Raw genomic sequence first — 12,975 nt, 5'->3', positions numbered from 1 at the left:
ATGGCAGACGCACACGCAAAACCGCAACATGACTACCACCTCGTCGACCCGAGCCCATGGCCTTTCCTGGGCTCCGTCGGGGCGCTGGTGACCGCGATCGGCGGCGTCTGTTACATGCAATATCTCAAGGGCGGCGATTTCCCCATCTTCGGTTTCAACATCGCCAATCCATGGTTGTTCTTCATCGGCCTGCTGATCGTCATCTACACGATGTTCGCCTGGTGGTCGGATACGATCAAGGAAGCGCATGAGGGGCACCACACTCGTGTCGTGTCGCTGCATCTGCGCTACGGCATGATCATGTTCATCGCCTCCGAGGTGATGTTCTTCGTCGCCTGGTTCTGGGCCTTCTTCGACGCCAGCCTGTTCCCCGGCGAGGTCCATCAGTATGCCCGTACCGCCTTCACCGGCGGCGTCTGGCCGCCCAAGGGCCTCGAAGTTCTCGACCCTTTCCATCTGCCGCTTTACAACACCGTCATCTTGCTCCTGTCGGGCACCACGGTGACCTGGGCGCACCACTCGCTCATCCACGGCGACCGCAAAGGGCTGATCAATGGCTTGGTGCTGACCGTCGGCCTCGGCATGCTGTTCACCATGGTGCAGGCCTACGAGTACATGCATGCGCCGTTCGGCTTCAGGGATTCGATCTACGGCGCCACCTTCTTCATGGCGACCGGCTTCCATGGTTTCCACGTCATCATCGGCACTATCTTCCTGCTGGTCTGCCTGATCCGCGCCATGAAGGGCGACTTCACGCCCAAGCAGCATTTCGGCTTCGAGGCCGCCGCCTGGTACTGGCATTTCGTCGACGTGGTGTGGCTATTCCTGTTTGCCTCGATCTATGTCTGGGCATCGAACGGCGCAATGATCGAACCGCACTGACATTGGCCCGAGGAAATGGGCCCGAGGAAAATGGGGCCGAGGAAATAGACAAGGCGGCTGCGGCGACGTGGCCGCCTTATCTTTTGCGGCAAATGCTCCTAGGATGACCCCATGAGCGACGACAAGGCGATCTGGCCACCAATCGATCCGATCTCGGCCGGCCTGCATGGCCGCTGCCCCCGCTGTGGCGAGGGCAAGCTGTTCTTCGGGTTCCTCACAGTCGGCGATCGCTGTACCAATTGCGGCCTCGATTATTCCTTCGCCGATGCCGGCGACGGGCCGGCGGTGTTCGTTATTCTGATCATCGGCTTCATCGTCGTCGGCCTGGCGCTGTGGATGGAGGTGACGCTCAATCCGCCGCTCTGGCTGCATCTGTTGCTGTGGATTCCGCTGACGCTGGTGCTGTGCCTGGCGGCGCTCAGGCTGATCAAGGGCGTGCTGCTGACGCTGCAATACCGCAACAAGGCGGCCGAGGGCCGGCTGGACCGCGGCGAATGAGCGAGGCATCAGGTTTGGTGGCCGGCCGGTCGCGGCCGAAACGCGCATTGGCGCTCGGCCTGGGTATCGTCGTGTCTTTGATCCTGCTGGCGCTCGGCACCTGGCAGGTTCAGCGCCTGCACTGGAAAGAGGGCCTTCTCCAGACGATCGACCAGCGCACGCATTCGGCGCCTGTGCCATTGGCCGAGGTCGAAAAGCGGTTTGCTGCCACCGGCGACGTGGACTACACGCCGGTGATAGTGACCGGCACTTTCCTGCATCAAGGCGAACGGCATTTCCTCGCCACCTGGGAAGGCCAGTCCGGCTTCGATGTCTTCACGCCGCTGCAACTCGAGGATGGCCGTTTCGTGCTGATCAACCGCGGCTTCGTGCCCTACGATTTCAAGGACCCCGCCAAGCGGCCGCAGGGGCAGGTGACGGGCAAAGTGACGGTGACGGGGCTCGCCCGCAACCCGCTGCCGGCCAAGCCCTCGATGATGCTTCCCGACAATGATCCGCAGAAGAACATCTTCTACTGGAAAGATCGTGACGCGATGGCCTCGAGCGCCGGCCTGCCGGCAGGTGCGGCGCTGGTGCCGATCTTCATCGATGCGAACGCCGCCGCCAACCCCGGCGGGCTGCCCGTCGGCGGCGTCACCGTCATCGACCTGCCGAACAGCCATCTGCAATATGCGATAACCTGGTACGGCCTTGCCGTCGCCCTTGCCGGTGTCCTGATCTCCTGGCTCCGCCGCCCGGCGAAAGACCAATGATCGCCGCCACTACCCTTGACAGGGCAGGGCCGCACACCTCATTTCGCGCCTTGAGCTCAGAAGTCATAGTCCGATCAACCGGCCTACAATCAGCGTAAGATGCAATCATGCTTCAGACAAAGCCACCGCTGACCATCCGGCTCTGCCAGCCGCGCGGTTTCTGTGCGGGCGTTGACCGTGCCATCCAGATCGTCGTGCTGGCGCTCAAGAAATATGGCGCGCCGGTTTATGTCCGCCACGAGATCGTGCACAACCGCTACGTCGTCGAAGGGCTGCAAAGCCTCGGCGCGGTGTTCATCGAGGAGCTCTCCGAGATCCCGCCCGAGCATCGCCAGAGCCCGGTCGTCTTTTCGGCGCATGGCGTGCCGAAATCGGTGCCGGCCGACGCCCGGTCCCGCAACCTGTTCTATCTCGACGCGACGTGCCCGCTGGTCTCGAAAGTCCACAAGCAGGCAATGCGCCATCAGCGGCTTGGCCGCCACGTGCTTTTGATCGGCCATGCCGGGCATCCTGAGGTGATCGGCACAATGGGCCAGTTGCCGGATGGCGCGGTCACTCTGATCGAGACCGAAGCCGACGCCGCAAGCTTCGTGCCCGCAGACCCGCGAGCGCTCGGTTTCGTCACCCAGACGACGCTGTCGGTCGAGGACACCGCCGGCATCATCCGCGCCCTGCAGCAACGTTTTCCCGAGTTGCACGCGCCGGCGGCGGAATCGATCTGCTATGCCACCACCAATCGCCAGGAGGCGGTCAAGGAAACAGCGGCCGGCGCCGATCTCTTCCTGGTCGTCGGTGCGCCTAACTCCTCCAACTCACGGCGGCTTGTCGAAGTGGCCGAACGCGCCGGCGCCTCGATGTCGCTTCTCGTGCAGCGCGCCTCCGAAATTCCGTGGAATGACATTGCCGGCATCTCGACACTCGGCCTGTCGGCGGGCGCCTCGGCGCCGGAGATCATCGTCGACGAGATTGTCGATGCCTTCCGGCAGCGCTTCGACGTAACCATCGAGTTGGCCGTGACGGCGACGGAGACGGAGGATTTTCCGGTGATGCGGGTGTTGCGCGATGTCGAACTGACGGCAGCCGACATGGCCTTCGTCAACGGGGCTGCGTAGCAACGATGGCGGTCTACACCGACGTCAATGAGGGCGAGCTCGGCGCGTTCCTCAGGAACTATCCGGTCGGCGATCTCTTGTCCTACAAGGGCATCGCCGAAGGCACCGAAAATTCGAATTTTCTGCTGCACACCAGCAGCGGCTCCTACATACTGACGCTTTACGAGAAGCGCGTCGACAAGGCTGACCTGCCGTTCTTTCTGGGCCTCATGGCCCACCTCGCCAGAAAGGGCATTTCGTGCCCGCTCCCGGTCACCGCGCAGGATGGCGGTGTGATCGGAACGCTTGCCGGCCGGCCGGCGGTCATCATCACCTTCCTTGAGGGTCTATCGCTGCGGCGGCCGACAGCTGGGCATTGCGGCGAGGTCGGCAAGGCTCTGGCGGCACTGCATCTCGCCGGCGCGGATTTCCCGATGACCCGCCCCAACGCCCTTGCCATCGATGGCTGGCGCAAGCTGTGGAACGCCGCCCACGCCCGCGCCGATGAGGTCGAGCCGGGATTGGCGGCCGAGGTCGATGCCGATTTCGCCGATTTCGAGCGGAACTGGCCGAACGGTCTGCCGCAGGGCATCATCCATGCCGATCTTTTCCCGGACAATGTATTCTTCCTCGGCGAGAAACTGTCCGGGCTGATCGACTTCTATTTCGCCTGCAACGACCTCTACGCTTATGATGTTGCCACGTGCCTCAACGCCTGGTGCTTCGAGAAGGATTTTTCCTTCAATCTGACCAAGGGCACGGCGTTGCTTGCCGGCTACCAAAGCGTGCGGCCGCTGAGCAGCGACGAGAAAGCGGCGCTGCCGATGCTGGCGCGCGGTTCGGCGCTGCGCTTCATGCTGACCCGGCTCTACGACTGGCTGACGGTCCCGGACGGCGGGCTTGTGATGAAACGCGACCCGACCGAATATATCCGCCGGATGCGCTTCCATCGGGCGATCAACTCTCCTTCCGAATATGGACTAACATGACCAAGCGCGTTGAAATCTTCACCGATGGTGCCTGTTCGGGCAATCCCGGGCCTGGCGGCTGGGGCGCGATCTTGCGCTTCAACGGTGTGACGAAAGAACTGTCGGGCGGCGAGGCTGCCACCACCAACAACCGTATGGAACTGTTGGCGGCCATCTCGGCGCTTAATGCGCTCAAGGAGCCCTGCGCCGTCGATCTTTATACCGACAGCAACTATGTCAAGGACGGTATTTTCAGCTGGATCGACGGATGGAAGCGCAACGGCTGGAAGACGGCCGCCAGGCAGCCGGTGAAGAATGCCGAGCTGTGGCAGCAGCTCGATGCAGCGCGTAACCGCCATCAGGTCACCTGGCATTGGGTCAAGGGCCATGCCGGCCATCCCGAGAACGAGCGCGCCGACGAATTGGCGCGGCTCGGCATGGCGCCATTCAAGAAAGGGCTCGTCAAGACTGTGGCACCAGTACCAGGTTCGCAGTCAAAGCAGCCGACGACCACAAAGGCGCGGCGCTCGACCCAAAGCTATTGAATTCCGGCTGCGGGTCCGCTCTCTGGCAGGAAGAGCTCTATCATGCCGATCGCATACTACATCACGCATCCCCAGGTTCAGGTCGATGCCAACGTTCCAGTGGCGGAATGGGGACTATCCGACCTCGGGCGAGCGAGAACATCGGCAATGCTCGATCAGCCGTGGGTTGGGTCGATTCGGCGGATCGTGTCATCGGGTGAACGCAAGGCGATAGAAACCGCCGAGATACTCGGAAGGCATCTCCGCCTTGCGATCGAGGTGAGGGAAGGGATGCATGAGAATGACCGATCGGCAACCGGTTTCCTGCCGCCTTCCGAGTTCGAAGCGGTCGCCGACCAATTCTTCGCCAATCCAAACAGCAGCATTCGTGGATGGGAGCGAGCTATCGATGCCCAGCGTCGTATTCTAAGCGAGGTAGACACTGTGCTAGGCACCGACGCCGCTGTCGACGTCGCATTCATAGGTCACGGAGGTGTCGGAACGCTCCTGCTGCTCTCTTTGAGCGGTCGGGAAATCAGCCGCGAGGCGGATCAGCCAGCGGGCGGCGGGAACTACTTCGCATACGATACCGGTGCGCGTCGCGTTATCCATGGATGGCAGCCGATCGACAGGCCGGCGCAGCGCCGCGACGGCTGACTTGGCTATCGGATGAGCAGGGCGGTGCCGAACAGTCCGAGCGCGAACACCGTGTGCGACACCAGATTGAGGGCGCGGACCTGCATTGGATTGGGGCGCTTCGAAGCGGCCCAGCCGGCACCCATGCCGGGCGCCAGCAGAAACCAACCGGCGCCGACGGTGACGATGCCGAGGATAAAGGCCGGCAGGAAGGTCGGCGCGGTGAGCCAGCCCGTTCCGGCCAGCACGACCAGTATGATGCCGTAGACGATGCCGACAGCATAATGAAAGGCCCAGCCAAGTGCAGATTCATGCGCATAGGGCGAGGCCTCGCCAATGTCGTCATGGAAGACCTTGCCTTCCCTGAGATGCCAGACCCAGCGGCCGACCAGCCCCCAGTTCGGCCGCGGCTGAGCAAACGCCTTGTTCAGGAAAATCGCCCAGATATCCATAAGCGCGGTTGCGCCGATACCGATCGCGACAGCGCGCCAAAAGATGTCAGACATAACCGAGGTCCCAAAAAGCAAGCAGTCCCGAAGCGCCGACGCATGGCCCTGAAAACCGGGTCGGCTTTCGGAAGGATCATGCGCCGATGAAAAGGCGGCATCCTTTGAACGCGTAGCGCTCGAAGGCGCCCTTTGTCATCCCTGGCCTAGGCTGTCGCCAAGACGGAAAGCTGTCCGAGAATGTGAGCCGCACCGGACTCGTCGACGCCGGGCTTTGTCTCGACATTGAGTGCGGTGACCTTGCCGTCATCGACGATCATCGAAAAACGCCTCGAGCGCAGCCCCATGCCGCCGCTGGAGAGGTCGGCGTCGAGGCCGACCGATTTGGCGAAATCGCCATTGCCATCGGCAAGATAAAGTATTTTGCCTTCACCGCCGCTGAAGCGAGCCCAGGCTCCCATGACGTGAACATCGTTGACCGAGACGACGGCGATAGTGTCGACGCCGCGCGCCAGGATGGCGTCGTAATTATCCAGGTAGCCCGGCAGGTGATTATTGCTGCAGGTCGGCGTGAAAGCGCCTGGAACGCCAAACAGCACGACCGTCTTTCCTGAGAATATCTCGCCCGTCGTGATCGGCTTTGCACCGTCGGCGGTCATTGTTTTGAAGGTCGCATCCGGCAGTTTGTCGCCAACGGAGATCGTCATGATGGTCCTCGCTTGAGAATGGAAAGGGAGTGTCCTTGCGATAGCGAACTAAGGCGCGCCCGGCAACCGTCCAGACGTTGGCATCACGGAAAAGGCAGCAGGCCTTCGACCGCGCCAGCGGCACTTGTCAGTGTGTAGTGAAGGCCGCCATCGGTTGGCGTTGTCGACGGCCTGTCGAGGATCGGCACCGTAAAGATCAGCTTGCCATCCTTTTCGCTGCGGGTCGGGGCACCGAACATGTAGTCGCGTTCGCCGGCAACGAAGAAGTCGGCGGCCTCGGGAGTGCCCGGAAAGCTCGCTTCGACAATCAGGGTTTCGTGATCGCCCGGCAGTACGTTTATTCCGAAATCGGGCGTTGCCGTGGCGGGCAGAGTTGCAAGGCCTGCCTTGACCAGTGCCGCATCCTCGGCGTTGTCGGGATCGGCGCCGGGATCGATGGTCAGCCTTGTCTGCACCGGGATGCAGATGGTTTCGCAAATGCCGAGGAAGATGTCCGCATCGATGACGGCCGGCTGGCCGGGTGCAGCAAGCGTGAACGTCACCGGCAATGAAACCGGGTGGTCGTAGCCGGCCCATTTGCCATAGCCGTCATCGTGGCGCTGCGGCGGCGGAAACGAAAGCGTCGCGTCGGCAATGTTGGTGCTGGCCGAGATGTCGATCTGTGGCGGCACGCCCGCATCGCCCGGATCGCGCCAATAGGTCTTCCAGCCTGGCTTCAGCGCAATGTCGAGGACACCTTGGAGACGCCCGGCCTCGTCGGCTTTGCCGCTCGTCACCAGCCGCACCCGGCCGCCTTCGCTATTGTACCAGGCCGACGAGGAGGCTGAGGCGGGGAGGCAGGTCGCCGACCCAATGGCCACGCCAAGCAGCAGGATTTTCAAGCTTTGCATGGCAATGATTTGATCGTCTGTTGATGGCCGCACAATGATTTCATGACGCCGCCGGCATCATATTTGCGTGACCTTTGACTTATGAGCCTGATCAAATCGGGCGCCGCCCATCTTTTCGGCGCCCTGGAAACGCGTTACGCTGTGGTCATGGATTTGTTGCGTCATAAAAAGACGGCCGCAGGACCCGGCTTTCTCGACGACCAGTTCCTGATTGCCATGCCCGGCATGAAGGACGACCGCTTCACGCGCTCCGTCATCTACATTTGCGCGCACAGCGACGAAGGCGCGATGGGGTTGATCATCAACCAGACGCAGCAGATGCTGTTTCCGGACCTGCTCGTGCAACTCGGGATCATGAACGAACTGGAGGCAATTCGCCTGCCGCCGCCGGCGCGCGACTTCGTCGTGCGCAATGGCGGACCGGTGGATCGCAGCCGCGGCTTCGTCCTGCATTCGGGCGACTACCGGGTGGAATCCTCGCTCGCCGTGTCCGACGACGTCTGCCTGACTGCGACCGTCGACATATTGCGCGCCATCTCCTCCGGCCGCGGACCCCGGCGGGCTCTGATGGCGCTCGGCTATGCCGGCTGGGGTGCGGGTCAGCTTGAAAACGAGATCGTCGAGAATGGCTGGCTGACTTGCCCGGCTAGTGCCGAGCTTCTGTTCGACGCCGACATCGACCGCAAATACGACCGGATCCTTGCCTCGATCGGCATCGATCTCGCGCATCTCAGCCTGGCTGCCGGTCACGCCTGAACCTCATTACGTCCCGAAATTTGTCACGCCTGAGTGAGCGGATACTGTTCCTTCAGCGTCTTCAGCACCTGGTCGCCCGGCATCGGCGCTCCGAACATGAAACTCTGCACGTATTCGCAGCCCATCTGCCGCAACTCCAGCGCATCGCTCTCGTCCGAAATGCCTTCGGCGACAACCGACAGGCCGAGTTCATGCGCCATGTTGACCATGGATTTGAGCAGCACCGCGCGTTTCGGCGTCGCGTCGTCGACGAAGCTCTTGTCGATCTTGATGGTGTCGAACGGAAAGCGCGTCAGATAGGCCAGCGATGAATAGCCGGTGCCGAAATCGTCCAGCGACAGGCCGATGCCAAGCTGCTTCAGCTTGGTCAGCACATGGGCGGTCTGCTCGGGATTGTCCATCACCAGCGATTCGGTGAGTTCGAGCCGGAAGCAGCGCGGTTTCAGATTGGCCCGCGCGATCACCGAGCGGACGTCGCTGACCAGGTCGCGGCGGATGAGCTGACGGCTGGACAGATTGACCGAGACCGAGAGCGGCGCATCGCCGATCTGCTTTTGCCATCCTGCTAGGTCTTCGGCAGCCTGTTGCATGGCAAACAGGCCAAGCTGCACGATCAGGCCGCAGTTTTCGGCGACCGGGATGAAATCTGCCGGCGGGATCATGCCGCGACGCGGATGGTCCCAGCGCAGCAGCGCTTCGAAGCCGGCAACGCTGCCGTCCTCCAGCCGCACGATTGGCTGGTAGGCAAGCGTGAATTCGCGTCGTTCGATAGCGCGGCGCAGATCGGACTCGAACTGCAGCCGGTCGGTGCCGACGGTGCGGAAGGCTGGCCGGAACGGCTCGATCCTGTCGCCGCCGAAGCGCTTGGCTTGATGCATGGCAAGCTCGGCGTCCTTGACCATGTCCTCAGCCGAGGTCTGCGTGGAGGTCCAGGTGATCAGCCCGATCGAGGCGGTCAGCACGATCTCGCGCTTGGCGAAGGTGATCGGGTTGTTGATGGCGTGCTTGATGGCATCGGCAATGGCCGCGATGCGAGCCGGATCCTGCTCCGACAAAAGCATCAGCGCGAACTGGTCGCCGGCAAATCGCGACAGCGAATCCTTCGGCTTGAGCAGCCGGTGCAGCCGCCGCGCGATGGTCAAAAGGATGGTATCGCCGGCCGAGATGCCGAGCCCGTCATTGACCTGCTTGAAGCGGTCGATGTCGATGACGAAGACGGTCGGGCGCACCTTCTCTTCGGTACGGGCGATCGAGATGATCGCCTCCAGCCGGTTCATGAACAGCTCGCGGTTGGGCAAGCCGGTCAGATTGTCGTGCACGGCGTCGTGCAGCAGCCGTTCCTCGGATTTCTTCTGCTCCGTCACGTCGACCATGGTGCCGACGCAGCGGATGACCTCGCCGTCCGAGCCGATCACCGGCCGGGCACGCAGCGAAAACCAGTGATAGTGCCCGTCGGCGCCGCGCAGGCGGAAGTTTTGCGACACCCGGCCGCGCCGGTGCTCGAGCACCACGTCGAGCGTCGTGCGAAACGTGTCGCGGTCGTCGGCATGCAGCACCGGCAGCCAGTTGCGGGCAGGGCCGCCGAGGCTGTTCGGCGCAAGGCCGAGCTGAATGCTGACGTCGGGACGAGTGACGACGCGGTCGCGCAGCACGTCCCAGTCCCACACAGTATCGCCCGATCCGGCAACCGCCAACGCCTGCCGCTCGAGGTCGGAGAACAGGCCCTGATGCAGGGCGCCGCCGGCAAAAGCGTGCTGCATCACGGTGAAGCCGATCAGCAGGATGATGAGGATCAGCCCACCGCCGAGCGCCGGCTGGGCGATATCGTTGTCCAGCATGCCGGTGATTGCCATCCACGATCCGCATAGCCACAGCAGAACCATCACCCAACTGGGCACCAGCATGATGGCGCGGTCGTAACCGCGTATACCGAGGAAGATGATCAGGCCGAGCCCGGTCAGCGCGGTGGCTGCGAAGGACAGCCTGGCAATGCCGGCGGCAACCGCCGGATCGACGATGGCAACGCCGGCGATCAGCACCAGCCCGAGGATCCAGACCAGTGCGCCGTAGCTGAAATGGCCGTGCCACCGGTTGAGGTTGAGATAGGCAAACAGGAACACCACGAAGGTCGCCGCAAGCGCCACCTCCGTTCCGGCGCGCCACATCTGCTCATTGCCCGGGGATATTTCTATGATCTTGTTGAGAAAGCCGAAATCGACGCAGATATAGGCAAGCACCGCCCAGGCTAGGGCCGCCGTCGCCGGGAACATCGAGGTCCCCTTGACGACGAAAAGAATGGTCAGGAACAGCGCCAGCAGGCCGGCGATGCCGATGACGATGCCACGAAACAGCGTGTAGGAATTGACGGAGTCCTTGTAGGATTCGGGGTCCCACAGATAGACCTGCGGCAGCTTGGGCGAGGCGAGCTCGGCGATGAAGGTAATCACCGTTCCGGGGTTCAGCGTCACCCGGAACACGTCGGCGTCTGGGCTGGTCTGGCGGTCGAGCGCAAAGCCTTCGCTGGGCGTGATCGCGGCGATACGGGTCGAGCCGAGATCCGGCCAGAACAGGCCGGAATTCACCAGCCGGAAATGCGGTGCGACAATCAGCCTGTCGAGCTGCTGGTCGGTGGTATTGGCGAGCGCGAACACCGCCCAGTCGCCGGTCGAGCGCGCGTCATTGGCCTCGACCTCGATTCGCCGCACGATGCCGTCCGGGCCGGGTGCCGTTGAGACCTGGAAATTCTCGCCCTGGTTGCGGTAGATTTCAACGGCACCCGAAAGGTCGAGCGCCACGTCGTCGCGGGCAATCTTGATCGGTTCGACCGCAAACGCCGAGGATGCCGCGCAGAGCGTGACGATTGCCGCCAGCATAAGGGCAAGCAGCGACCCGTTGCGCAGAAAATTCGTCAAAATCAGCCCTTTGTTCCAACGCCCGGCGGATCGTCCGCGATTCGGGCGTATAGGTAATGGTCCTGCCAGATGCCGTTGATCCTGAGATAGGATCGTAGCAGTCCTTCGCGCCGGAATCCGGCTTTTTCAAGCACGCGGATCGACCGGGCGTTATCGGGGATACAGGCAGCTTCGATCCGGTGCAACCGCAGCGTTTCGAAGGCGAAACGCGTCACCACCTTGACGGCATCGGTCATCAGGCCGCGTCCGCTGAAGCGCTCGCCGATCCAGTAGCCGATATGGCCGCTTTGGGCGACCCCGTGGCGGATATTGCCGAGGGTGATACCGCCGGCAAGCTTGCCGCTGCTTTTCTCGAAGATGAAGAAGGCGATCGCCGTCCCCTGCGCATAGTCCTCGCGGTAGCGGCCGATACGATGCCGCCATGCGGTGCGGTCGAGCTCGTCAGGGGTCCATCGCGGCTCCCACGGCTCAAGGAAGGCACGGCTTTCGCCGCGCAGCACCGACCACTCGCGATAGTCGTTGGTCAGCGGCACACGCAGCGTGACAAGGTCGCCCTTCAGTGCCGGCAGGTCGCGGCGAAAGAAAGGGAGCGCGAACACGACGCTCGAATAAGCTTAGACGGCAAGCTTACGGGCAGTGGTCTGCGAGCCCGAAAGCGAATCGAGGATCGCTTCATAGGGCGCGAGCGTACCCACCGGCCCGACGGCTGTAAGCGTCGGCTTCGTCGAAAAAAGCCGCGACGACAGATCCGTCAGCCGCTTGACCGTCAGCGCCGACAGCCGCTCCATCAGCTCTTCCTTGGCGATCGGCCTGCCGAACAGAAGCAACTGCCTGGCGATCTGCGAGGCGCGGCTGGCCGGGCTCTCGGCCGACATGATCAGCCCGGCGCGGTATTGGGCACGCGCCCGGTCGAGCTCCTCCTGCAGGATGTTTTCGCCGGCCTTTTGTAGCTCGTCGATGATCACAGGCACCAGCTCGGCGATATCGCTTTGTCCGGTTGCCGCATGGACCCCGAAGACGCCGGTGTCGGAAAAACCCCAATGGAAGGCATAGACCGAATAGCACAGGCCGCGTTTTTCGCGGACTTCCTGGAAAAGCCGCGACGACATGCCGCCGCCGAGGATCATCGACAGGACCTGAGAGGCATAGAAATCGCGGACGTGATAGGCACGGCCCTCGAAACCCAGCACGATCTGGGCGTCCATCAGGTCGCGGTCTTCGCGAAAATCGCCGCCGACATATTGCGCATATTGCGGGATGGTGCCGTCGGCCTTGCCGCGGAAGCCGCCGAGACGCTTTTCGACCTCGCGCACGAAATCGTCGTGCTTGATGTCGCCGGCTGCCACCATCACCATGTTCTCGGCGCCGTACTGCCGTTCGATGAAGTCGTGCAGTTGCTTCGAAGTGAAGGATTTGACGGTTTCCGGCGTGCCGAGAATCGAGCGGCCGATAGTCTGGTGGCGGAAGGCGGTCTCGGTAAAGTGATCGAAAACGACATCGTCGGGCGTATCGTGCGCGGCGCCGATCTCCTGCAGAATCACATGCTGTTCGCGCTCCAGCTCCTGCGGATCGAATTCGGAGTCCTGCAGGATGTCGGAAAGGATATCGACCGCCAGCGGCACATCGTCGCTCAGAACCCTTGCATAATAGGAGGTCGTCTCGACGCTGGTCGCGGCATTGATCTCGCCGCCGACGTCCTCGATCTCCGAGGCGATCTCGAAGGCGCTTCGCCGCCTGGTGCCCTTGAAAGCCATGTGCTCGAGCAAATGCGCCATTCCGTGCTCTTCGTCACGCTCGTTGCGTGCGCCCGACTTGACCCAGGCACCAAGGGCAACAGATTCGAGGCTTGGAAGGGTTTCGGTGGCGACTGTCAGGCCGTTCGACAGACGGCTTACCTCAACACCCATATGGCA

Annotated in this window: 14 protein-coding genes; 8 read left to right on the top strand and 6 right to left on the bottom strand. The window is 62.5% G+C overall.

What is annotated here, in order from left to right:
* From NKH89_RS05040 to NKH89_RS05010, 7 genes are all read left to right on the top strand, one after another.
* On the top strand, nt 1-882 hold the full coding sequence (locus NKH89_RS05040; RefSeq protein WP_023716924.1) for a cytochrome c oxidase subunit 3: 882 nt from the start codon (nt 1-3) through the stop codon (nt 880-882).
* 111 nt (nt 883-993) lie between these two features.
* On the top strand, nt 994-1,380 hold the full coding sequence (locus NKH89_RS05035) for a DUF983 domain-containing protein (protein ID WP_352859180.1): 387 nt from the start codon (nt 994-996) through the stop codon (nt 1,378-1,380).
* The gene (locus tag NKH89_RS05030) at nt 1,377-2,132 is read left to right on the top strand and encodes an SURF1 family protein (protein ID WP_352483708.1); all 756 of its coding nucleotides are present in this window, start codon (nt 1,377-1,379) and stop codon (nt 2,130-2,132) included. Before NKH89_RS05035 ends, NKH89_RS05030 begins: the two co-directional genes overlap by 4 nt.
* A 107-nt stretch (nt 2,133-2,239) precedes the next feature.
* Nucleotides 2,240-3,244 carry a 4-hydroxy-3-methylbut-2-enyl diphosphate reductase gene (gene ispH / locus NKH89_RS05025; RefSeq protein WP_023716927.1) on the top strand — a complete coding sequence of 335 codons (1,005 nt, stop codon included), beginning with the start codon at nt 2,240-2,242 and terminating at the stop codon, nt 3,242-3,244.
* Nucleotides 3,245-3,249: 5 nt separating this feature from the next.
* Entirely contained in the window at nt 3,250-4,212 is a 963-nt protein-coding gene (locus NKH89_RS05020; protein ID WP_023716928.1) for a homoserine kinase, read from the top strand.
* A complete protein-coding gene (gene rnhA / locus NKH89_RS05015) occupies nt 4,209-4,736 on the top strand; it encodes a ribonuclease HI (protein WP_023716929.1) in 528 nt (175 codons plus the stop codon). Before NKH89_RS05020 ends, rnhA begins: the two co-directional genes overlap by 4 nt.
* A 42-nt stretch (nt 4,737-4,778) precedes the next feature.
* Nucleotides 4,779-5,372 (top strand): histidine phosphatase family protein, encoded by a 594-nt coding sequence (locus NKH89_RS05010; protein ID WP_023716930.1) that lies wholly within the window; start codon nt 4,779-4,781, stop codon nt 5,370-5,372.
* A 5-nt stretch (nt 5,373-5,377) separates the two neighbouring features.
* Here the strand turns inward: NKH89_RS05010 and NKH89_RS05005 are convergent, their stop codons facing one another.
* From NKH89_RS05005 to NKH89_RS04995, 3 genes are all read right to left on the bottom strand, one after another.
* Entirely contained in the window at nt 5,378-5,857 is a 480-nt protein-coding gene (locus tag NKH89_RS05005) for a DUF2938 domain-containing protein (protein ID WP_023716931.1), read from the bottom strand.
* 146 nt (nt 5,858-6,003) lie between these two features.
* Nucleotides 6,004-6,504, bottom strand: a complete 501-nt coding sequence (locus NKH89_RS05000; RefSeq protein WP_352589027.1) for a peroxiredoxin — start codon at nt 6,502-6,504, stop codon at nt 6,004-6,006.
* Nucleotides 6,505-6,587: 83 nt separating this feature from the next.
* Nucleotides 6,588-7,394, bottom strand: coding sequence for a protein-disulfide reductase DsbD domain-containing protein (locus tag NKH89_RS04995; protein WP_023716933.1), 807 nt, complete (start codon nt 7,392-7,394; stop codon nt 6,588-6,590).
* 147 nt (nt 7,395-7,541) lie between these two features.
* Between NKH89_RS04995 and NKH89_RS04990 the strand changes: the two genes are divergently transcribed.
* Nucleotides 7,542-8,150: a YqgE/AlgH family protein gene (locus NKH89_RS04990; RefSeq protein ID WP_023716934.1), complete on the top strand. Its 609-nt coding sequence runs from the start codon at nt 7,542-7,544 to the stop codon at nt 8,148-8,150.
* Nucleotides 8,151-8,173: 23 nt separating this feature from the next.
* On the opposite strand, the gene NKH89_RS04985 is transcribed toward NKH89_RS04990, so the two are convergent.
* From NKH89_RS04985 to NKH89_RS04975, 3 genes are read right to left on the bottom strand one after another with little or no spacing between them, the layout of a single operon-like run.
* On the bottom strand, nt 8,174-11,062 hold the full coding sequence (locus NKH89_RS04985) for an EAL domain-containing protein (RefSeq protein ID WP_023716935.1): 2,889 nt from the start codon (nt 11,060-11,062) through the stop codon (nt 8,174-8,176).
* Nucleotides 11,063-11,064: 2 nt separating this feature from the next.
* Nucleotides 11,065-11,661, bottom strand: coding sequence for a GNAT family N-acetyltransferase (locus NKH89_RS04980; protein WP_023716936.1), 597 nt, complete (start codon nt 11,659-11,661; stop codon nt 11,065-11,067).
* Between the two features lie 15 nt (nt 11,662-11,676).
* Complete coding sequence (locus tag NKH89_RS04975; RefSeq protein WP_023716937.1) at nt 11,677-12,969, bottom strand: M16 family metallopeptidase; 1,293 nt, start codon at nt 12,967-12,969, stop codon at nt 11,677-11,679.
* Nucleotides 12,970-12,975: the final 6 nt, after the last annotated feature.

It is taken from the genome of Mesorhizobium sp. M0923 (genome assembly GCF_040319365.1).
Taxonomy (GTDB): domain Bacteria; phylum Pseudomonadota; class Alphaproteobacteria; order Rhizobiales; family Rhizobiaceae; genus Mesorhizobium.
The sequence above is the reverse complement of the archived record's forward strand: the minus strand, read 5'-3'. Positions and strand labels throughout refer to the sequence as shown.